We start from the raw sequence: 22,032 nt of genomic DNA on the forward strand, positions 1-22,032 counted from the left end.
CTTGGATCACCAACCGATTCAGCCTGGAATCCGCATCGAGTTTTGACCACGGATCGGAGCTTGACCACAGTCGGAGCCTCCGGTGCGCACGCAATTCTCACTACGCTCGCTCCTCGTCTTCCCCTGCTTCCAGTCTTCTCCCTGCTGCTCACCGAACGTTATGAATACGCCTATAAGATCCCGGGGCGTGCTGTATACTATTGAACTTTATCGAGATAATCCTTCTGGAACTCGGCGGCGACGCGGGCGAGCAACTCAGCCGGGTCGGCCTTCTGGTTGGTCAGCACCTCCTGAATGGTGAAGTCGAGCAGCTTGTACAGCTCCTGCGCATTGATCGGCACTTCCGCCCGCATCCCGCGAGAGGCATTGTCCATATAGTCCTTGTAGAGCGCCATGTCAACATTGGTATACTTGTCGATGATCTCCTGCTCGGCTGCCAGCCGATCCGTGTTGACCCATACCTTGATGCCGGTCGGGCCGACGATCAGATTTTGCTCGTTGTTGATCTTCATCGAGTTCTCCAGCCCCTGCAGCGCCTCCGAAGACGCTTGCGGCGTGAAGCCCTTGACGCCCAGCCAGTCGATCGCCGCCGACAGCTCGGCCTCCTTCGCCGATGGCGAGAACATATACAGACCGCCGCCGAGCAGCGAGGCCGGACCAGCCGGACCCTCGGGGAGCGCAGACATGGCGAAGCTCTCGCGCGGCATCTGCAGATACTGGATCATCGCATTGCCGTAATCCGGCATGCCGAACGCCATCGCCACCTGGCCGGTGCCGAACTGCTGCAGCAGGTCCGTGTTGACATCGACCAGATTGTTCGCCGGCAGCACATCGTACTTCCACTTCAGATCCTTGACGTATTGCAGCGCAGCCGTCGCCTCTGGCGAGTTGAACGCCGCTTGCCACTTGCCATCGACCTGCTTCTCGAATTCCGCTCCGAACGCCCAGGCGATATTCATGAACATCCATCCACCCTGATTGTTCTTGGTCGGCAGGAAGAAGCCCGTCTTGCCTGTCTTCTCCTTAATCTGCTGGGCGGTCAGCGCCAGCTCCTCATACGTCTTGGGGAACAGCGGCACCCCGCTCTCGTCCACCATTCCCGCCTCCTTGAACAGGTCGACGTTATAGATCATGCCGATGACATAGGCGTCCTTCGGAATGCCGTAATAGCTGCCATCCTTCTCAACCAGCTTGAGCAGGTCGGGATTAATGGCGTCAGCGTAGCCCTTCTCCTTCATCACCTTGGTAATGTCGGCAGCATAGCCGGCATGGATGATTTTATCCGTCTCGGTGAAATACGTCTCGAACAGCGTCGGCAGTTGACCGCTCGCCGCCTTCGGCAGGAAGGAGTTCACATCATAGCCCCACTCATCCGTGTCAACCTTGACGTTTGGATACTGTGCGTTCATATCGGCAAGGTATTGCTTGTAGATCAGCAGATTGGCCTCGTCATTCGGCTTGGGCCAGTTGCTGATCTTGATCGTGATCTGATCTGCCGCAGGCTCGGCATTGCTGCTCGTCCCGGACGGCTTGCTCGTACCTTCAGGCAACGTCGTGTTGTTCGCAGCATTGCTGCATCCGGCAGCGATCAAGGCGACGGCGGCGAAGGAGAGGAGCGCTTGTCTGAATCGCTTGTTCTTGTTGTTCATCGGATAACCCCTGCTTTCTGTTGTTGGATAGGTAGCTTTAAAACGCTTTCTTGATACTTCTCATGCTATCACACGGCCAATGGGTCTAATAGGGCGGTAATCTGCGAAACGGTTGACTATTCTGCGATCCTGCTCTCCCTGCTACCCCTTCACACTGCCGGACAACGTCGCGCCCTGCATAATGTACCGCTGGAACACGATGAACAGCAGCACTGGCGGCACAATGGCGAAGGTGAGCCCGATAAACTGGATGTCCTGCGGCAGCGACGTCTTCAGGTTATAGATCGCCACGATGACCGTCCACATATGCTGCTCCTTCAGGAGCATGAACGGCCAGAAGAAGTCGTTCCAGACACCATTTACCGCCAGGATAATTACCGTGACGATGACCGGGCCGCTAAGCGGCACGATGATGCGGAAGAAGATGCCCATCTTGGTGGAGCCGTCGATATGAGCCGCTTCGAGCAACGAGTCCGGGATCGCGTCGAAGAAATTTTTGAAGATCAGGATCGTCACCGGATTGGCCGCCGCCATGAACCATAACGGCCAGTACGTATTCGTCAGGTTCAGATGAAGGATTGGGAAATCGACGAGATTGCTGTACAGCGGCACCAGGCCCACCGTATTAGGCAGCAGGATCGTCCACAGCACCAGGACGAACAGGAGCGCGCTTCCCTTGGGCTTGAGCTTGGAGAAAAAATACCCTGCCAAGCCATTGAAGGTGACGGTGAAGAACAGAGTACCCAATGTTACAAGCATAGTATTCATATAGTATTGCATAAAGCTGAACTCCTGCCAGGTTCGCGCCAGCTTGTCAAGCTGGAAGGTGCGCGGGATCAAGGTAGGCGGCACCTGGTAAAACTCCTTCAGGTCCTTGAAGCTCGAGATGATAATCCAGATCGGCGGCAGCAGGCAGATCAGCGTGACTGCGATCATCAGCAGGAACAGCATGCCATAGAGCAGCTTTACCGGCCGCTGCCGGAGCTCCAGATCGCTGATAAGCCGGGTCGAGTTGGGTTTGCTCATGCTCCTCTTCCTCCTTTTCTAGTCGCTAACCTTTTTTTGTAATCGAAAGAAGACGAGCGTAATAACCATCAGGATCAGGAAGGTAATAACGCCCAGGGCGACGGATCGTCCCGCTTCAAAATATCGGAAAGCATAAAAATAACTCTGCAGTTGCAGCGTCATGGACGCGTTGTTCGGCCCGCCCTCGGTGAGCACGAGCGGTTCGTTGAAGATCTGGAACACGCCGCTGATCTGCAAGATCAGCGTCAAGCCGATCAGCGGCGAGATATGCGGCAGCATGATGTGCGCGAGCTTGTGCCGGATGCTCGCACCGTCGATAGCGGCCGCCTCGTACAGCTCATTGTTAATGCTCTGCAGATTGGCGAGGAACAACAGCATGATTGCGCCGAAGCCGCGCCACGTCATCGTCAGCACGATGGTCACGATCGTCAGGCTCGAGTCCTGGAGCCAGCCGAGCGGCGCGATGCCGAGCAGGCCGAGCGCCATGTTGACCAGGCCGTGCTCGCTCGGCTCGAACAGGAACATCCACAGCATTGCCGCCGCGATCCCTGGCACCATGCTGGGGAAGTAGGCGCTTACGCGGAAGAACGACTGGAGCCATCGCATCTCATTGACCAGTATCGCCACAGCGATCGGCACGAAGAAGCCCAGGACGAGCGACCAGAATACATAGACGAAGGTATTCCTCAGGATCTGCCAGAATACAGAGTGACTGACGACATCGACATAATTTTGCAGGCCGATGAACCGGACGGGCTCAAAGCCCCGCGTCTCGAAGAACGACAGGTAGATGCCCCGCAGCAGCGGCTCCCACGAGAAGAACAGGAAAAATAAAACGCTCGGCACGACGAGCAGCCAGGATGACCATTCCTTGATCCAGTACCGGACGAAGCCGCTCCCTCTCGCTCTGCGCCGACGTCCACCGGCAGATGCTGTTCTATCCATGATGATTACTCCTCTCTTCCGGGCCTGCGCACCGGGATCTCTCCGCCGTTAAAGCTGCGGATGACAAGCTGCGGCCAAGGGAATTCGCCCTCGATTGGCTCTGGCCGCAGGAAGCCTCCGGCCAGCTTGCGGGCGCAGCGCACGGTGATCGTCCGCTTCTCTCCCGGCAACAGCGTGAAGTACAGCTCGCCCGCCTCCATCAGATACTGGTCGGTCATCTCCTCTGCATGCACATGAAGCGCTGCGGCTGCGCCCACATTGCTCACAAGCAGTCGGCTCTCCAGCAGCTCCGTATCAGGGATCGCCCGCCAGTCTTCAAGGCAGCTCACCGCAAGTGTCGGCGGCGCCAGCGTCAACGCCGACCGATACAGCCGCTCATCCGAGGCCGCAGAGAAGATGTAAGGGTAACATTCGGCGCTGCCCCCCTCCCAGCGATAAGCGATCCGTACCAGAACCAGCTCCTCACCATCCTCCGGCATCGTCCAGCTCATCGCGCCAACCAGCGCCGACCGATCCTCAGCGGTGAAGGCTTCATAGCGAGCAGCAGCGCAGACCCTCCCCGACACATCGACCGCCTCAACGCGAATCTCGACCGCGATGTCCGGATCATGGCTGTGCAGGTACACATCATGATGAACCGTCTCGCCCCGCTTCACCTGGAGCGTCCGATAGTCAAGCGACACGTGAATCGGGGCAAACGCTTGCTTGGTCCAGTAGTAGCTCATCTTCGTCTCGCCATAGTAGTCGAGCAGATTAGTGCACGAGACATTCGGCCACGGCTCGCTCAGTTGCCAGATGACGCTGCCGCTGCTCTGAAACTTGCGCCGTCGGTTGGCTTCAAGGATGTAGCGCAGCCCCTCCGCCTGCACCCACTGGCTCGCCGCCGCGAACGATTCGAGCTCGTTCAGCTCGCCGAACAGCCGTTGATCGCGCGCCAGCGTGTCCCACCACTCGCCGTGATGCCGCCAGACGATACTCTCCTGCATCGACACTGGCGTCAAATGCGGCTCGCTCAGGAACTTGCGCAGACTCTTAATGCTGCTAACGCCGTCAACGCCGAACTCGCTGTGGAACAGATTGTCATTGTCTCCGTAGAACGTATAATGCTGCGGATTGTCCAGGTACTTCCAGTGCCCGTGCACATCGTGACCCCTCTCCTTCTCCTCGGTGATGTACTGAACCGGACCCGAAGCCGAGGTCGGCAAGCAGAGCCGCTGCGGATCATGGCGCTGCACCAGCTCACGCAGCATCGCCAGATTCGGATCGTCGAATGTCGACGGCTTGTTCGGCGCGCTCATCAGCTCGTTGCCGCCGCTCCATACCGTGAGCGAGACGTAGTTGCGCCTGCTCCTCAGCGCCGTCACGGCCGCCTCCCGCAGCAGCGCCAGAAACTCCGGCTTCTGCGACGGCAGGTTGTCGACGCCCGAGCTGGACTGAATGAACTCCTGCCAGATGAGGATGCCGTGCCGGTCACACTGCTCGTACAGCCGCGTCCGCTCGATCAGCCCGCCGCCCCAGACGCGGACGAGGTTCATATGAGCTTGCTTCATCATGTAGACGATCCGGTCATACTGACTGTCCAGCACATTGCCATATAGATGGTCGAGCGGCGCCAGATTGACCCCGCGGATATAGATGCGGCGGTTGTTGATCTGCACGGTGTAAGGGAGCGCATCGGCTGGACTGCCGTCGTTGGGCAGGTAGGCCAGCTTGCGGACGCCGCTGCGATGCTGCTGCGCGTCCAGCAGCTCACCATCCTCCGAGCACAGCTCAAGCCGTACCGTGTAGAGCGGCTGCTCGCCGTACCCGTTCGGGTACCAGAGCAGCGCCGCCGGCAGCTTGAACTGGACGCTTACTCGCTCGCCGCAGCGGGCGCGAATTGTCTCTACGTGCAGCAGTTGCTCGTCCGGGGAGCTGCATCGCGCCCGGAGGACAACCTCCTCGGCGGTATGCGCGCTGGCTTGCCCATCGCCGGTTGCCACGATGCTCGCCTCAACGCAGATCAGGCCGACATGGCTGCCGTCGGCGATCCGCTGCGCGTCCTCAACATCGGTAGCAAGCCGCACATCATCGAGCTTGCAGCGCTGCTGGACACGCAGGACGACCTCGTCCCAGATGCCGATGTTGACGAGGCGCGTGGAGAAGTCCCATTTGTAATTGAACCGGCTCTTCTGCGTGAACGTCTCCGACGTCTTGCCGATCTGACCCATCTCGTCAGGCGCGTGCATGAGCAGCACCGTGAGCTCCATCGGCTCCGGCTTGAGCCGGGGTGTCAGGTCGAACACCGCCTCGGTGAACATCCCCTTGTGCTCGCCAAGCCGCTCCCCGTCAACATAGACGATCGCCTCATAATCAATTCCCTTGAACACCAGCTCGACCTTGTGGCCGGGCTCTTCGATCGGCTGGATCATCGTCCGATACATCCACCAGCGGTTTTCCACCCATTCGCATTGCAGGCTGTTCAGATCCTTGTAGGGATGCGGGATCAGCCCGGCCTGATACAGATCGTAGTGCACGCCGCCCGGCACGGTCGCCGGCAGCCATTCGCAGATGCCCAGCAGCTCCTGTCCCAGCTCCATGCTAACCGACTTGATCGGCACCCATGGCCAGAATCCCTTCACTTGCCAGGCTGCGTCGCATAATGTGATCTCTCTCATCTGCCCGTACTCCTTCCGTTATCACATCGATTATGGCTGATCATAGCATAGGGACGCTGCCCCTCCTATGCCGCAATCCTGCGAAATGGTAGGTAATACGAGCAACTGAGGGTATAACACTGACGAAGGAGGTAGAATGACTTATAATAAGAGGGAGATCAAATAGACCATTTTGGATCGCGCAGTCATTCAACTATCAGATTCGGCTTCGAATCTTTTTGAACCTAGCATGTTGAAGACAGGGGCATACAACAAGAGGATGGTGGGCGTCATGCTGAAAGCGCTTGTAGTCGATGACGAATATCTGGTTCGTGCCGGGTTGTGTCAGACGGTCGACTGGGAGGAATACGGGATTCAGATTGTGGGCGAGGCCTGCAATGGCAAGGAGGGATTGGAGATGGCGCTGCGGCTCCGGCCAGAGATTATCGTCACCGATATTCGCATGCCGCATATGAACGGACTCGAGCTGCTGCGACACCTTCAGGAGCAGCAGCTCGATTGCGTGACGATCGTGCTCAGCGGCTACGACGAGTTCCAGTATGCGCAGGAGGCGATGCGGCTCGGCGCGTCGCATTATCTGCTGAAGCCGGTTAACATTGACGAGCTGATCGAGACGCTGCAGCGGGTGGCGCAGAGCTTCGAGCGGCTCCGCGAGGAGCGCATTGCCTACGATCGACTGAAGCGGGAGACGCCTGCGTTATCGTCGCATTTCTGGCTGAAGCTGCTGTTCGGTGAAGGGCTGAGTCGCGCCGATATTGCGGAGAAGCTCGCCCTGCTCGGCATGGAGATCGCCGCCGAGACGACACTGACGATCGGCGTCGTGTCGATCGACTCGGCCGCAGAGTCGATCGCCGCAGGGCAGCCGCCCGGGCACATGGAGCACTGCCTTGAGGAGGCGCTGCAGCCGCTGGCCTACACTTATACGAAGATTGTCCGCAGCTCGTCGTCGGAGTGGACTGTAATCGCTGCCAACAGCCATCCCGGCGCCGATGCGGTCGCGAGGTTCCACGAGGCTGGCCACGCGATGGTTCAGGCGCTGCGCGCGCAGCAGCTCCCGGTTGCAGTCGGCTACGCAACGGCTGCTTCGATCTATGCCGATCTGCATGCCGTCTTCCTGACGGCGCGCGAGGCGGCGGAGGCGGCCCGGCTGCGGCAGCAGCCCGTCCAGTACGGCGCCGAAGACCAGCTTCCGGGCATCCGCAAGGAGGTGCATAACGCGCTCAGCTACATCCGCGTACACTATGCCCGCAACATCACCGTTGATCTGGTGGCCGAGTCGGTTCATATTAGCCCAACCCACCTGATGCATCTGTTCCGCAAGGAGCTGAACAAGACGTTCTACGAATGTCTGACGGAATTCCGCATCGAGGAGGCGAAGCGTCTGCTGCGGCATTCGAGCTATCGCGTCTATGAGGTGGGCAGCCAGGTAGGCTTCGGGGACGCCAAGTATTTTAGCCAGATCTTCAAAAAAATGACCGGTCTTTCGCCAAGCGACTATGCCAAAAACTACACCTAGCGGGCGCGGGCTGCTGTCGCTGCTCCGCCTGTTCAGGGTGCGCGGGCGGATCGTCTTCGTCATCGTCGCCGGACTGTCTCTTCACCTCATCCTGATGCTGAGCGTGTTCAACCTGTACGGCTCGACCTATCTGAAGAACAGCCTCTATGACCATATCGGAAATCTGCAAAAGGAAATGAGCACGAGCGTCGAGCTGATCGTCGACGACATCCAGATGATCGCGCTGCGGTTCCTGATGAATAGCGCGATCTATCAGACGATCGGCGATGAGAATCTGGACGCAGAAGCGAAGCAGGCGGCGCTGCACCGTCTGATCGCAGACAACATCTCCACCGACGAGATGATCGGCGATGTCGTCATCATCACCCATGATAACGAGCGGTTCCGCTACCGCAGCGATGACCTCGTCTTCGAGAATCCCGACGATCTGCTGATCGCCCGGGTGAAGGCGTCGCCGATCCCGATCACCGATCATGTGAAGCGCGACGCAAGCGGCGAGGCCTATATCGTCTTCGGCCAGCAATACCGCAGCTTCAATACCGGCCAGAACATCGGCGTCCTGCTCATCTATGTCAAGGAAAGCTACCTGTACGCGCTCTACGAGTCGGCGTTCGAGGGGCTTGGCTACTCCTATATCGCCACATCGGACAAGGAGATCATCTCCCATCCCGACAAGGCGATCCTCGGCAATGTGCTCTCGGCCACTGATGCCTTCCAGCCGATGCTAGAGAAGGGCTACGTCGACATCGCCTACGGCGACCGGAAATACGTCCTGAGCGTTCATCCGCTCGGCGATCGGCTGCAAGGGTTCGGGGTGTCGTGGCGAATCGTATCGGTCATCTCCTATCCCGAGCTGTTCGAGGCAATCAGTCAGGGCAACCGCAACGCGCTCCTCTTCACCGCCTTGACATTCATCGGCCTGCTGGGGCTATCGTTCTATATTGCGGGACGGATCACGCGGCCGATCGCCAAGCTGACGGAGAAGATTCGCAGCTTCGGTCAGCATGGTCTGGAGCCATTGCCGGATACACAGGTGGCGCGGGATGAGATCAGCGAGCTGGAGCATAGCTACTACTCGATGATTGAGCGGATCAATCATCTGATTGAGGAGAACAGCGAGGAGAAGGAGAAGCAGCGCATCATGGAGCTGACCGCACTGCAGTCGCAGATTAACCCGCACTTCCTGTACAATACGCTCGATGCGATCAAATGGACGGCGCGCCTGAAGAAGCAGCCGGAGATTGAGCAGATGATCAGCGCGCTCTCGACGTTTTTTCGGATCAGCCTGCACAAGGGCGACAAGCATATCCCGCTCGGCGAGGAGGTCAAGCTCGTCCAGAGCTTCGTCACGGTCGAGCAGTTCCGGTTCCCGGACAAGTTCGACGTGCGCTACGACATCCCCGAGCATCTGCGCAACGTGCGCATCCTGAAGCTGATTCTGCAGCCGCTCGTGGAGAACGCGATCAAGCATGGTCTCAGCGAGAAGGAAGGGGCGGGCATGATCGAGGTGCGCTGCTGGGAGGAAGCGAACTGTCTGTACCTGGAGGTCAAGGATAACGGCGTCGGCTTCGAGCAGAACGAGGATATACGGTCGATCGACAAAAACCCGTTCTTCCAGAGCGGGTACGGCTTGCGCAATGTCGATGAACGGATCAAGCTGGAGTATGGCGATGACTCCAGCCTGAGCATCAGCAGCCGGCGCGGCGAAGGCACGACCGCCCTTATTACGCTGAATCTGACCCGTTATTTGTTGTAGTGCCGACGCATGTTGCGGTACAGCTCACGCAGCGGCTCGAAGATACTTGCTGACAACTGGCGGATCATAAGGAAGGACAGCAGCAGGATCGCCACGGCGCCGACGACCAGGATGATCCGCAAGCCCGCCAGGTCGGACAATATCGGCGCCCCTGGCACCATAAGCAGCACATAGTCATCAGAGTGGTACATCCGGCGCAGATAGAAGATGGCATCATCGCCTTCGATGGTATGCAGCTCCTCGCGGAGCGACTGCCGATCAAGAAGAGACTGGACGCCTTCCGGCAGCTCGGAGGTCCAGCCGCCGAGGTCGACGACCGTCCGGTTCCGGGTATACAGAACCGTCTGCGCGCCCGGGTAAGCATCCGGGTTCTGGAAGGCGTAGAAGCTGGTCATCTTGTGCAGATCAACGTCCATGACCAGCAGACCGGGGACGGTGCGATCACCCGTATCCAGCTTCTCCAGATAGATCAGCCTGCGCCTGGGGTCCGACTCGCGGTAGACGAGGGAGCCAGTATCCACGATCAGCCATTGCGAGGTCAGCCCGGAGGCGAGAAAGCTACTGTACGCCGGGATCGACCGCACCTCATCATACGTCTTGAAGCCGGACAAGCGGCTCGAAGCGTACATACTGCCCTCGCGACCGTAGAGCGCGAGATCGAGGATGTACAGATTGGAGGCGCTCATGCCATCGAGCAGCGGCGTGATCGATTTGTCGTAGGCTCCGCCGCCGACAGCCTGCTGGACGTTGCCGTTACTCGTGACGACACGCGCCAGCTCCTCCATCCATTTCATAAACAACTGGGCATTCTGATGCTGCTGCCCGGTATATTGCAGCGCGAGCTGGTGCTGCATGTCGAGACTTCTACTCTTGATCGTCAGGAAGACAAACAGGCTTGAGAAGATGATATACAGCAGGATGACGACTTGCAGCAGGATTTTCATCCGCTTATCCAGAGAACTAAACATAGACATACCACCCCTGTGTGAGAAGGCTTCCAGCATGTACAGCCAGCATATCACACTCCCTCCCGATTCCATAGGGGAGGATGACAGGAAAGGGTGGAACATCCGCTGACACTGCGACTCCCCTTTGCCCCCCACCCCTGCCTAGTCTCTAGCCTGCTTCCCTCGCACCCTTGCCGTAGCATGTGAAAGCTGCACCCAGGTTTGTGCCTGGGGCGCGGCGGGGACGCCAGATGGACGGCGATGTCGAGTCAAGTGCCCACAGTGATCAAGAATATGTCTATACGTCACAAGTGTACAAACATAAAATCACCCGCCACCGATTAATTATCGATGACGGGCTGCTCAAAGATCTATAAAGGAGGTATCTGGACTTGAACCAGAAATCAGGGCTTTGCAGGCCCTAGCCTTACCATTTGGCTATACCTCCATGAGAGAAGCAAAGTAACTTTCTTTGATAAGTTAATATTAATCGTTTTTATTCATAGGATCAATATTAAATATCATATAGAAACGATTGGTTTTTCCTATGATCATGCATATTCTCCAGTCCGTAACGGCGCAGCGCATATGCCAAAAATTTGTTTCCCTCCACATTCTCACCAAAAGTTCAATAGTTCATTATGATTTCAATATGATTTATCCTATAATAATAGATAATACCTATCATTTTTCATACAACCTAACATGGAGGCTTTGCTATGGAGCTCAAGCAACTGGAATATTTCATCATGTTAAGCCAGGAATTGCACTTCACTCGTGCTGCCGAGAAGCTTGGAATTACTCAACCCTCACTCAGTCAGCAGATTCGTCTGCTGGAGCATGAGATCGGTATGCCCCTCTTTGACCGCGTCGGTAAAAAAACGATGCTCACTGAAGCGGGTCGGGCGTTGCTGCATCATGGTTACAATGTGTTTCATGAGCTTGCACAGGCGCGCGCAGTCATCAGCGAGCTGCAAGGTCTTAAGAGAGGTTCTCTGAAAGTCGGCGCACTGTTAACGGTTGTCAATTACTTGCTTCCTCCGACAATAGCGGGATTTCATACTAGCTATCCCAATGTAGAGCTCTCTGTACTGGGGTTGCGAACCGGTGATATATACAACGGACTGCTGCAAAATGAGCTTGATCTTGGGATCGTATTCCTGCCCATGGAGCATGAAGACCTTGAAACTATCCCGCTATATCAGGAGAACTTAGCTCTTGCGGTCGCTGCGAATCATCCGATCGCTCAGTCGGCGTTTGCAACACTGGATATTTTGAAGGAGACCCCTTCCATCCTGCTGCCCAATACGTATTTCTTGCGCCAACTGATAGATGAGCAATGCCGATTATTAGCGTTCACTCCCCAGCCCGTATTAGAAATGACAACCATGGAATCAATCATAACGATGGTGAGCCAGGGCATCGGTGTTACGATCCTGCCGAAGGGTTACTTGGATTATATTCATGATCCTCATATCCGCACGATTCCCCTTCAAAACCCCATGCTTACCACACAAATTGGAATCGTGTATCGTAAAAATAAACATTTATGCGCAGCCAGCCGCGTATTTATGGAGCAACTCATTACGACGGTGAAGAACAAAAACGTTTAAGCGGCTCTCCTCACCATGATTCCACATTCTCGAAGTATGCCCTGGCTTTGTTCAATCCCAGCAGAAATTGGTCGACATCGGCTTCCGTATTATACAGATAGAAGCTGGCACGGGCGGTAGCCCCCACGCCCAAATGTCTCATCAACGGCTGACAGCAATGATGGCCTGCACGGATCGCTACGCCATGCATATCCAGCACCGTAGCCAGATCATGCGGATGAACCGCGTCCAGATTGAATGTCACGAGTCCCACTCGTCCTTCCTCCGGTCCATACATCGTCAATGTTCTCATGTGCTTCATCCGCTCGACCGCATAACGAGTCAATTGCTTGTCATGCGCTTCGATGGCATCCATTCCGATCTGCTCCAGGAAATCGATAGCGTCCCCCAAACCGATCGCCCCTGCGATTATGGGGGTTCCGCCTTCGAATCTCCACGGAAGCTCCTTCCAGGTGGCATCATACAGACCGACATCAGCGATCATCTCTCCGCCATATTCACTCGGCTCCATCTGGTCAAGATGCGCTTTTTTGCCGTATAACACGCCAATTCCTGTAGGCCCGCACATCTTATGTCCCGAGAAGACATAAAAGTCACAATCGAGTGCTTGAACGTCCACCTTCGTATGTGCAATGCTCTGGGCTCCATCCACCATCACGACTGCTCCATGCCTATGAGCGATCGCTGCAATCTGCTTCACGGGATTAGCTATGCCCAGTACATTCGAAATGTGGGAGACCGCTACAATTTTTGTGCGCTGCGTAATCGTGTTCTCCACTGCCTCCATCGTGAATGTCCCGTCCGCCTCCAATGGAATATATTTGAGCACTGCTCCTGTTGCCTTTGCCGCTTGCTGCCAGGGCAGGAGGTTGCTATGATGCTCCATGGCCGAGATGACGATCTCATCTCCTTCCTTGCATACCGCCCTTGCATAGCTGCTGGCAACAAGATTAATGGATGACGTGGTGCCACGTGTAAAGATGACCTCCTCCACCCGTTCTGCATGGATAAATTGGGCTACCTTGGCTCGCGCCTCTTCATAGGCTTCCGTTGCACGGGAGCCTAGCGTATGCACGCCCCGATGGACGTTGGCATGGTCCTGTTCATAATATTGTTTGATCGCTTCGATGACCTGAATCGGTTTTTGCGCCGATGCTGCACTATCCAGATAGGCAAGCGGATAACCGTTAATGGTCTGATCTAGTATAGGAAACCATCCTCTTACATAAGAGATATCCATGAATTCTCACCCTTTACGACGGATTGTAGTCAGCGCCTCATCATGAGCGCTGATCGTCCTTGCGATGTCCTCATCGGAATGAGCTGCCGAGATGAAGCTCACCTCATACGGTGTAGGAGCAGCGAGAATGCCAAGCTCCAGCATAACGGGATAATAGGCTTTGAAGAGCTCCATGCTGGAGCCTTTCGCTGTATCGTAATCCACAACCTCCTGCTCCGAGAAAAAGGCCGAGAACATGGAGCCTACCCTGTTGATGTGGAGCGGTATGCCTGCCCGCCTCGCATTATCCCCAAAGCCCTCTGCCAATCGCGCCGATTTTCGTTCCAGCTCCTCATACAAGCCGGGCTCTTCAAGCAAGCGCAGGGTTGTATAGCCCGCCGCCATAGCCAGCGGATTACCAGACAATGTGCCCGCCTGATAGATCGACCCGACTGGAGCGATCTGCTCCATAATCTCGCGCCTACCGCCATATGCTCCTACCGGCAAGCCGCCTCCAATGATCTTGCCAAGACAGGTAAGATCGGGGACAATCCCATACAACCCCTGCGCTCCGCCAGGGCCTACACGATAGCCCGTCATCACCTCATCCAATATAAGCAAGCTGCCATACTGCTCCGTCACCTGGCGCAGCCCTTGAAGAAAACCAGGGGCCGGCGGGATAACCCCCATATTGCCTGCAACAGGCTCGACGATGACCGCTGCAATCTGTTCCCCATATTGTTCAAATAGATAGCGGACGCTGTCGAGACTATTATAAGGTGCCGTCAACGTTTGGGCGGCCACATGCTCGGGCACGCCGGGGCTATCCGGCAAGCCCAGAGTAGCCGTGCCTGATCCTGGCTTGATTAATAACGCATCCGCATGACCGTGGTAGCCGCCTTGAAACTTCACAATCTTGGGGCGCTTCGTATACCCTCTTGCCAAGCGCAATGCACTCATTGAAGCCTCCGTGCCGGAATTGACCATACGCACCATTTCAATCGATGGCATGCTTCGACATATATATTCGGCCATCTTGACCTCAATCTCTGTAGACAAGCCAAAGCTGGTTCCACAAGACGCGGCCTCCTTGATGGCCTCTACCACCTCAGGATGAGCGTGCCCCATAATCAATGGCCCCCACGATCCGATATAATCGATGTATTTATTTCCATCCAGATCGTACAAGTACGCCCCTTGAGCTTGTGCAGCGAAGATCGGCGTCAAGCCTACCGTCGAAAAGGCGCGAACAGGACTGTTCACCCCGCCAGGCACTACCCTTTTGGCTTGCTCGAATGCGGCTATAGAGTTCGAATCCCTTCTTCTCGTGTTTAGCGTCATGTCTATCCTCCTCTGACAAGAAAAAGAAGGTACCGCGTGGGATACCTTCTTTGGCGGTATTTAACCTTTCACATCTTCAAGACTGGCACCGAAATTAATATGATATACGTTGCCGTTAAGCACCAAAGCGGGAACGGATTTCACTCCTGCCTTCTCCGCCTCCTCGATCCGGTTTCGCGCTGTACCCAGATGCACGATCTCCGTCGTTATTTTGGCTGTGTCGAGATAATCAACCACCACTTGCTCTGCATCTACACAGACGGGACAGCCCGCATGATAGAATACTGCTTGTGCCATGGATCATCACTCCTTCATCTCATTATGTAGCTGGGCTACTATATCTAAGTATAGAAGAGAAAGGAGAATCATCAATTTCAAATAACGTATCATTACCATAGGCCAGTGTTATCGTTATTAGCCATGTCGCCGTTGAAATTCAATCAAGAAATCCGCCAGTGCCTTGCAGTGTTTATAAGGAACCGCATTATAGATCGACGCCCGGAGGTGTCCAGCATCACGATGCCCCTTTAAGCCCATGAACCCCTCCTGCTCCAGCTCGGCAAGCAGCTTGCTCTCTACTTCTGAGCGTGCGCGAAAGGTTACATTCATCAAGGAGCGGCTATCCTTATAAGCCAAGCCCTCATAAAATCCGCCACTGTTGTCAAGAACATCATAGAGTAAGTCCGCTTTCTGCTGGTTGCGCTCAGCCATGCCCTGCACGCCACCTTGATTCGCGATCCATTTTAGTACCAGGTTCACCATATACACCGAGAACACAGGCGGTGTATTATGCAGCGAACGATGCTTGGCATGGATGCGGTAATTCAATATGTCAGGGATGGTATCTGGAATACCGTCAAGTAAGGAGCGACGGACTATGGCAATCGTAACACCTGCAGGCCCCAGATTTTTTTGAGCGCCGGCATAAATGAAGGAGAATGCAGAGGAATCAATGGGACGCGACAATATATCACTGGACATATCCACGACCAAGGGGATCTCTCCGGTATCCGGGAAGCTGTGCAATTGGATGCCATCCACTGTTTCATTGGAGATAAGATGGACATAGGCCATGTCCTTCGTAATCGGCAGACGGCTCAAATCCGGCATCTGCTTGAAGCCGGTCTCCTCCCCGCTTGCGAGCAGACGAGTCGCTCCAATTCGCTGCGCTTCCCGCCACGCCTTGCCTGACCACATCCCGCAGTGCACATATCCCGCGACCTTTCCTTCTGACAGAAAATTAAGCGGCACCATCGAGAATTGCAGGCTCGCCCCGCCATGTAGAAATAACACCTCATATTCGGATGAGAGACCCATCAGCTCCTTCAATAACTGCTGCGCCTCATCATGAACCGTCTCATAGGCTTGACTGCGATGGGAGATTTCCATAATGGATGCGCCGATCCCCTGAAAGCTTCGCAATTCTGCTTGTGCCTCCAGCAGCACCTCCGCCGGCAAGGCTCCGGGGCCTGCACTAAAATTATACGTATACACCACTAGCCATTCACTCCTGTAATCCTTCGTATAAAGGGAAGCTCGATGTGATTTCAGCTACACTTCGGCGCACTTGCTCCTTCACCGCAGCGCTGTCGGGATGTTTGAGCACAAGGCCGATGAGCCTTGCAATCTCCTTCATCTGTTGCGGGCCTAGTCCTCGCGTCGTCATAGCAGGTGTGCCAAAGCGTATGCCGCTTGTGACGAGCGGGCTTGCCGTATCATGCGGAATCGCGTTCTTATTGGCGGTAATCCCCACCTCATCCAATACATGCTCCGCTTCCTTGCCAGTTCGTCCGAGTGGACGCAGGTCGAGCAGAATAATATGGTTATCTGTGCCTCCTGATACCACTGTGAATCCTTCATTTGCCAAGGCTTCGGCTAATACTTTAGCGTTGTCCAGCACCTTCGCGATATAAGTGTTGAACTCTTGCTGCAAGGCTTCCCCGAAAGCTACCGCTTTGGCCGCAATCGTGTGCATGAGCGGGCCGCCCTGAACGCCAGGGAAAACCGATTTATCGATCGCTTGCGCCCACGGCTTACGTGATAATATGATGCCGCCTCTTGGGCCCCGCAGCGTCTTGTGCGTGGTTGTCGTAACAAAATGGGCATGCGGCACGGGATTAGGATGAAGACCTGCAGCGACAATTCCTGCAATATGCGCCATATCGACAAAGAACAGCGCTCCTACCTCAGCAGCTATCTGCGCGAACATAGCAAAATCGATCATTCGCGGATAAGCACTAGCCCCAGCAACAATCATACGCGGGCGATGCTTAAGGGCAAGCTTGCGCACCTCATCAAAATCAATACGAGCCGACTGCTCATCTACACCATACGCTACAAAATTATATAATCTGCCGGAGAAGTTAACCGGGCTTCCATGTGTCAGATGACCGCCATGAGCCAGATTCATCCCTAGAATCGTATCCCCGGATTGAACCGAAGCAAAGTATACCGCCATATTCGCCTGAGCGCCCGAGTGAGGCTGCACATTGACATGCTCTGCGCCAAACAGCGTTCTTGCGCGCTGAATAGCCAGCTCCTCGACCCGATCCACATATTCACAGCCGGCATAGTATCTTCTTCCTGGGTATCCCTCGGCATACTTATTGGTTAGTACCGTGCCCGATGCCTCCATCACCGCTCGACTTACAAAGTTTTCCGAGGCGATCAGCTCGATCTTATGCTGTTGTCGCAAGGTCTCTTGCTTAATCGCGTCCGCAATGAGCTTGTCCTGTTGATTCAATCGGTTCATCGTTCTCTCCCTCTCTACAAATGTATATTGTTTACGAGCATTCACGAGCACTTTCATCTTCCTATTCGCTTACTGACCGCGTTCTTGCATCCGTTCATGCTGCTGCAGGCTCGAGATTTCGATGCCTTTCATTGGCGCTCCCAGATTTTTCGAGACGCTGGCAATGAGCGCATAGTCTTCGTAATGTGTCGTAGCCTCAACAATAGCGCGGGCAAATTTCTCAGGACTGTCCGACTTGAAGATGCCGGACCCGACAAAGACACCGTCTGCGCCCAGATGCATCATCAGTGCAGCGTCAGCGGGCGTAGCCACCCCGCCTGCGGCGAAGTTGACCACAGGCAGCCTGCCCGTCTCATGAATGTCCAGCAGCAGGTCATACGGTACGCCAAGCAGCTTGGCCTCATGATACAGCTCATCCTTCGACATCCCCTGCACCTTGCGAAGCTGACCCTGGATCAGACGCATATGACGTACAGCCTCCACGATATTTCCCGTACCCGGCTCGCCCTTCGTGCGCAGCATAGCCGCTCCCTCTTGGATGCGGCGCAAGGCCTCGCCCAGATCCTTCGCGCCACAGACAAACGGAACCGTAAATTCGTTCTTGCTAATGTGGAACACCTCGTCAGCAGGGGTCAACACTTCGCTCTCGTCGATATAATCCACGCCCAGCGACTCTAGTACCTTGGCTTCCACGTAATGCCCGATGCGAGCTTTGGCCATGACGGGAATCGTGACCACCCTCATCACCTCTTCGACCAGCGTCGGATCTGCCATGCGGGCTACCCCGCCTGCTGCACGAATATCAGAAGGGACACGCTCCAATGCCATAACGGCCGTCGCCCCTGCCGCTTCCGCAATTTGGGCTTGCTCGGCACTCATCACATCCATAATAACGCCGCCCTTTTGCATGTTCGCCATTCCTCGTTTTACTGCCTCTGTACCTGTACTCGGGATGGTATTCACATCTATGCCTCCTCATGTTCTGAATGGTATCGTCCTAATCGTCCTCTTCGCTCTATCAATCTAATCGTCCTGACGCGCTTTCTCATTCCAATAATAGCTATCCGGCAAATAGCGCTCTCCGAATACTTTTGTCCCAACTCGAATGATTGTCGCTCCCTCCTCTATTGCGACCTGGAAGTCTCCAGACATGCCCATGGAGAGGACATCCATTTCTACGCGTGGCAAGTTTTTCTCTCTAATCTGCGCCTGGATAGACCGCAGCAGTCGAAAGCAATGGCGCGTTTCGTCATTCGTCGCATTCAGCTTGCCTATTGTCATCAGGCCCTTGATATTTAACGTTTCAAACTGGGACAACTGCTCGACGAGTTCCAGAGCTAATTCAGGAGAAACCCCGAATTTGCTCTCCTCATAGGACGTATTCACCTGCATCAGAATATCCATGGTCTTGTTCTCCTTCAGGAGCTGCTGATGCAGAGCCTCGCCCAATCGCAGACGGTCCACCGAGTGAATCAGGGTCACATATTTCACAACATCCTTCACTTTATTCGTCTGCAGGTGACCGATAAAATGCCATTCCACCCGGTTATATTGCTCCATCAGCGGAAATTTCCCACGAAGCTCCTGGGCTTTATTTTCTCCAAACAGCGTTTCGCCCGCTTGCATCGCCATTTGCAGCTTTTCCAGCGGCACCGTCTTGGTTGCCAGCAGTAATTGCACTTCCTGGGCTTTACGCCCCGATAAGCGGCACGCCAGCTCCATCTGCTCTCTTACCGTCTTGAGATTCTCTTCCACCACATTGCTCATGTCTTCCCCCTCTTTCTACACCCGCCTCGTCGAAGGATGCTTCCCTTGGCGCTTGATATGCCGTGTTGCCATCAAGAGCCCTCGCCTTCCTCGGTGTTATTCATCTGTCTGTCATCTCTGGTTGGAGAATATAAGGCTAGCTTATCAGATTATGGTTTGTATCTATATGTCCAAAACTGATAATTTTGTTCAGTCCATAATATCATTTGAAGACTTGCTCCTGTACAAATGCAGACCTTCAACTTCTTACTTATGCTTGTTAAGCAGACAGACAGGATTCTGTCACATGATGTGGAATATATTTACTCTGACCGAGTACAAGTAAGGAGGCTGTTATGAAGGTTAGGCTTAGTGAATTCAGTGAGGATTGGATGAGGCTTTTTCACGAGGAAGCTGTGTTCCTGAAAACCATCTTTAACGAGGAGATCGTGCGGTTTGAGCATTTTGGAAGTACATCGGTTCCTGGAATGAAAGCTAAGCCTGTCATTGATATGATGTGTATTGTAACAAGCATCCATCAGATTGATTTGTTTAATGACAAGATGCGCGCTCTTGGTTATGATGTTGCAGGAGAATGGGGCATTCCAGGAAGAAGGTTATTCCGCAAGGGTGGGGAGAACAGAACGCATCATATCCATTTCTATGAGATGAATAACCCCCAAATTGAACGGCATCTCGTATTCAGAGACTATCTAAAAGCTCATCCCGAAGAGGTTGTGAGATACAGTCGATTCAAGGAAGAATTAACCCGACACTTTGAAGATACAAGCGGATATAGTCCAGCCAAGAAAGCGTTTGTGACGGAAATGGAGCAGCTTGCTCTTGCATGGTTTGCAAAATATAACTAAATTTATGAAAGGCCATGATTATGAAAATAATAACTTTATGTGGCTCTACAAAGTTCAAAGAACAATTCGAACAGGCTAATGCTTTCCTTACACTGCAAGGAAATATTGTAATCAGCCTCGCCTTCTTTGAGCAAAGTGAAGGGTTTGAAATAACTGAGCAACAAGCTGAACGACTTGGCAATCTCCATTTTAGAAAAATCGATATTTCTGATGAAATATTCGTGATAGATGTGAATGGTTACATTGGAAGTAGCACAAAAAGAGAGATTGAATATGCCCAAAAAAAAGGAAAGGCAATTCGTTACTACTCTAATGGTGAAATTTCTTCAAATGTATTCAACTAAATGTGAACACAACCTTTGTACAGTTAGTTTTTGACATGATGCTAATAGCAAATAATTATCTAAGTATCGTGTAGCTACACCATTGAAACGATCCATCCACTCTTTCAAGGGACAATGATACACATTCACATGTTGGCTGTGATAGAAACCTTTATATGAGTTAAATTGATGTAAATGGATTTAAAAGGCGCAGACGAAAGCTTCGTCTGCGCCTTGTTCTATTACTCCATTCCCACTTTATTAAAACCCGTCACTTCTTCAGCTCATACAGACCCGAACGCCGCTCAAACCATCTGAACAGATGCATCACCATCACCTTGAGCACCGCGTAGCCTGGCACAGCCAGGATGATGCCGAAGATTCCGAACAGATTGCCTGCTGTCAGGATGACGAAGATGATGGTAATCGGATGGATGCTCAAGCTCTTACCCATAATTTGCGGCGAGATGAACTTCCCTTCGATCAGTTGCACTACCGTCCAGACCGCGATCATCTTCAGCAGCATAATCGGCGAGTTGACGACAGCCACGATAAGCGCCGGGGTAATCGCAATCGCAGGGCCAAGATACGGGACTACGGCAGTACATGCCGCAATAATCGCCAGTACGAGGGAATATTCCAGCCCAATCACCAGATAGCCTATATAGAGCAGCCCGCCTATACAGAAGCTGACAATAACCTGACCGCGAATATAAGAGCTGATCTGATGGTTCATCTCGGTCATGATCTCCAGGCTGGAGCCGCGCAGCCTTGTTGGCAGAAACCTCAGGATATAGGTAGGAAGCCGCTTGCCGTCGCGCAGCAGGTAGAACAATATGAACGGTACGGTCGCGATTGCCAGAACAATCTCGGTCAGCTTGCCGAGCACGGCTCCAATTGCAGCCCAGGCATTCTGCAGAAGGTTAGCCGCTTGATCAGAAGCCTGCTGCAGCAGGTCAGCGACATTGAATTTCAACCACTCCTGAAGCTGGTTCAATACGGAGCTGTCCACATTTTCATCGAGCATGCCCTGCACTTGTACCGCATAGGTCGGGAAATTATCGACCAGGCTCATCACCTGGTTGCCAATGAGCGGAATGACGGAGCGAAGCAAGAAGACGACAATGCCAATAATTAGAAGATAGAGGGTGATAATCGAGTATGTACGCTTAATCTTATGATGCTCCAGCCAATCCACCAGCGGATTCGTCAGGTAATAGACGACACCAGTCAATATAATGGGCAGCAGTACCGTCTTCACCAGCACAACCAGCGGGACGAAAATAAAAGCAATTCTGTTGAAGACCATAATATTCAGGCCAATGAGCAGCAATACCAGTAAAAACATGACAAACCTGTTGTTCAAAATGAACTGGCGAAATCGTTCCGAGCTTGATCGTATCCCTTCCACCGTTAGTTCCTCCGCTTCTGCATAAGTGATAACGAGCCGGCAGGCTCAGTTGTCCATATAGTATGATTTATACAATGATACGATCCGCTATTACAAGCGCTCTCCTTCCCTTACTGGTCGTGGCGAGTCTGCCCCTCTGCCAGCAGCCTGCCGCCAACCCGGAGCGCGGATGGATATGCTATAATGCTATAGCGAAGGTTCTTCCCATGCCATATGAGCCCGAGCATTCATCGGCCTAGCCTACATTCAATGAGCCAAAGGA

18 protein-coding genes, 1 tRNA gene and 1 pseudogene are annotated in these 22,032 nt (G+C 54.1%); 5 read left to right on the forward strand and 15 right to left on the reverse strand.

What is annotated here, in order from left to right; all coding sequences use genetic code 11:
- Positions 1 to 197: 197 nt before the first annotated feature.
- The 4 genes from ACY1JZ_RS23705 to ACY1JZ_RS23720 form a co-directional block, all read right to left on the reverse strand.
- Positions 198 to 1,649, reverse strand: a complete 1,452-nt coding sequence (locus ACY1JZ_RS23705) for an ABC transporter substrate-binding protein (protein WP_462631211.1) — start codon at positions 1,647 to 1,649, stop codon at positions 198 to 200.
- A gap of 141 nt (positions 1,650 to 1,790) precedes the next feature.
- A complete protein-coding gene (locus ACY1JZ_RS23710) occupies positions 1,791 to 2,675 on the reverse strand; it encodes a carbohydrate ABC transporter permease (protein ID WP_270170210.1) in 885 nt (294 codons plus the stop codon).
- A gap of 18 nt (positions 2,676 to 2,693) precedes the next feature.
- On the reverse strand, positions 2,694 to 3,620 hold the full coding sequence (locus tag ACY1JZ_RS23715; RefSeq protein WP_270170209.1) for a carbohydrate ABC transporter permease: 927 nt from the start codon (positions 3,618 to 3,620) through the stop codon (positions 2,694 to 2,696).
- A gap of 5 nt (positions 3,621 to 3,625) precedes the next feature.
- Complete coding sequence (locus ACY1JZ_RS23720) at positions 3,626 to 6,277, reverse strand: glycoside hydrolase family 2 protein (protein ID WP_462631212.1); 2,652 nt, start codon at positions 6,275 to 6,277, stop codon at positions 3,626 to 3,628.
- Positions 6,278 to 6,548: 271 nt separating this feature from the next.
- Here ACY1JZ_RS23720 and ACY1JZ_RS23725 point away from each other — a divergent pair, with 271 nt between their 5' ends.
- Positions 6,549 to 7,793, forward strand: coding sequence for a response regulator (locus tag ACY1JZ_RS23725; protein ID WP_462631213.1), 1,245 nt, complete (start codon positions 6,549 to 6,551; stop codon positions 7,791 to 7,793).
- Positions 7,774 to 9,549, forward strand: coding sequence for a cache domain-containing sensor histidine kinase (locus ACY1JZ_RS23730; RefSeq protein WP_462631214.1), 1,776 nt, complete (start codon positions 7,774 to 7,776; stop codon positions 9,547 to 9,549). Before ACY1JZ_RS23725 ends, ACY1JZ_RS23730 begins: the two co-directional genes overlap by 20 nt.
- Here the strand turns inward: ACY1JZ_RS23730 and ACY1JZ_RS23735 are convergent.
- Both ACY1JZ_RS23735 and ACY1JZ_RS23740 read right to left on the reverse strand, forming a co-directional pair.
- Complete coding sequence (locus ACY1JZ_RS23735; RefSeq protein ID WP_462631215.1) at positions 9,537 to 10,517, reverse strand: cache domain-containing protein; 981 nt, start codon at positions 10,515 to 10,517, stop codon at positions 9,537 to 9,539. The genes ACY1JZ_RS23730 and ACY1JZ_RS23735 overlap by 13 nt on opposite strands.
- A gap of 356 nt (positions 10,518 to 10,873) precedes the next feature.
- A tRNA-Cys gene (locus ACY1JZ_RS23740) sits at positions 10,874 to 10,944 on the reverse strand.
- Between the two features lie 271 nt (positions 10,945 to 11,215).
- Between ACY1JZ_RS23740 and ACY1JZ_RS23745 the strand changes: the two genes are divergently transcribed.
- Positions 11,216 to 12,109: a LysR family transcriptional regulator gene (locus ACY1JZ_RS23745; protein ID WP_462631217.1), complete on the forward strand. Its 894-nt coding sequence runs from the start codon at positions 11,216 to 11,218 to the stop codon at positions 12,107 to 12,109.
- Positions 12,110 to 12,119: 10 nt separating this feature from the next.
- Here ACY1JZ_RS23745 and ACY1JZ_RS23750 read toward each other — a convergent pair whose 3' ends face one another.
- The 7 genes from ACY1JZ_RS23750 to ACY1JZ_RS23780 all read right to left on the reverse strand — a co-directional run bounded on the left by ACY1JZ_RS23750 (position 12,120) and on the right by ACY1JZ_RS23780 (position 19,188).
- The gene (locus tag ACY1JZ_RS23750; RefSeq protein WP_462631219.1) at positions 12,120 to 13,349 is read right to left on the reverse strand and encodes a cysteine desulfurase; all 1,230 of its coding nucleotides are present in this window, start codon (positions 13,347 to 13,349) and stop codon (positions 12,120 to 12,122) included.
- 6 nt (positions 13,350 to 13,355) lie between these two features.
- Entirely contained in the window at positions 13,356 to 14,669 is a 1,314-nt protein-coding gene (gene hemL / locus ACY1JZ_RS23755) for a glutamate-1-semialdehyde 2,1-aminomutase (protein ID WP_462631221.1), read from the reverse strand.
- 60 nt (positions 14,670 to 14,729) lie between these two features.
- Positions 14,730 to 14,966 (reverse strand): thioredoxin family protein, encoded by a 237-nt coding sequence (locus tag ACY1JZ_RS23760; RefSeq protein ID WP_270170196.1) that lies wholly within the window; start codon positions 14,964 to 14,966, stop codon positions 14,730 to 14,732.
- A 117-nt stretch (positions 14,967 to 15,083) separates the two neighbouring features.
- A complete protein-coding gene (gene serC, locus ACY1JZ_RS23765) occupies positions 15,084 to 16,166 on the reverse strand; it encodes a 3-phosphoserine/phosphohydroxythreonine transaminase (RefSeq protein WP_462631222.1) in 1,083 nt (360 codons plus the stop codon).
- 7 nt (positions 16,167 to 16,173) lie between these two features.
- Positions 16,174 to 17,421 carry a serine hydroxymethyltransferase gene (gene glyA, locus ACY1JZ_RS23770; RefSeq protein ID WP_462631224.1) on the reverse strand — a complete coding sequence of 416 codons (1,248 nt, stop codon included), beginning with the start codon at positions 17,419 to 17,421 and terminating at the stop codon, positions 16,174 to 16,176.
- 69 nt (positions 17,422 to 17,490) lie between these two features.
- Positions 17,491 to 18,375 (reverse strand): pyridoxal 5'-phosphate synthase lyase subunit PdxS, encoded by an 885-nt coding sequence (gene pdxS, locus ACY1JZ_RS23775; protein ID WP_462631292.1) that lies wholly within the window; start codon positions 18,373 to 18,375, stop codon positions 17,491 to 17,493.
- A 69-nt stretch (positions 18,376 to 18,444) separates the two neighbouring features.
- Complete coding sequence (locus tag ACY1JZ_RS23780) at positions 18,445 to 19,188, reverse strand: YggS family pyridoxal phosphate-dependent enzyme (protein WP_462631225.1); 744 nt, start codon at positions 19,186 to 19,188, stop codon at positions 18,445 to 18,447.
- A 335-nt stretch (positions 19,189 to 19,523) separates the two neighbouring features.
- On the opposite strand from ACY1JZ_RS23780, the gene ACY1JZ_RS23785 reads away from it, so the two are divergent.
- On the forward strand, positions 19,524 to 20,036 hold the full coding sequence (locus ACY1JZ_RS23785) for a GrpB family protein (protein ID WP_270170188.1): 513 nt from the start codon (positions 19,524 to 19,526) through the stop codon (positions 20,034 to 20,036).
- 20 nt (positions 20,037 to 20,056) lie between these two features.
- Entirely contained in the window at positions 20,057 to 20,380 is a 324-nt protein-coding gene (locus ACY1JZ_RS23790) for a hypothetical protein (RefSeq protein WP_270170186.1), read from the forward strand.
- Between the two features lie 48 nt (positions 20,381 to 20,428).
- Here the strand turns inward: ACY1JZ_RS23790 and ACY1JZ_RS23795 are convergent.
- A pseudogene (locus tag ACY1JZ_RS23795) lies at positions 20,429 to 20,533 on the reverse strand (IS1595 family transposase); the annotation flags it as partial.
- Between the two features lie 97 nt (positions 20,534 to 20,630).
- The gene (locus tag ACY1JZ_RS23800; protein ID WP_462631226.1) at positions 20,631 to 21,770 is read right to left on the reverse strand and encodes an AI-2E family transporter; all 1,140 of its coding nucleotides are present in this window, start codon (positions 21,768 to 21,770) and stop codon (positions 20,631 to 20,633) included.
- Positions 21,771 to 22,032 lie beyond the last annotated feature (262 nt).

This window comes from Paenibacillus sp. J5 (assembly GCF_054955055.1).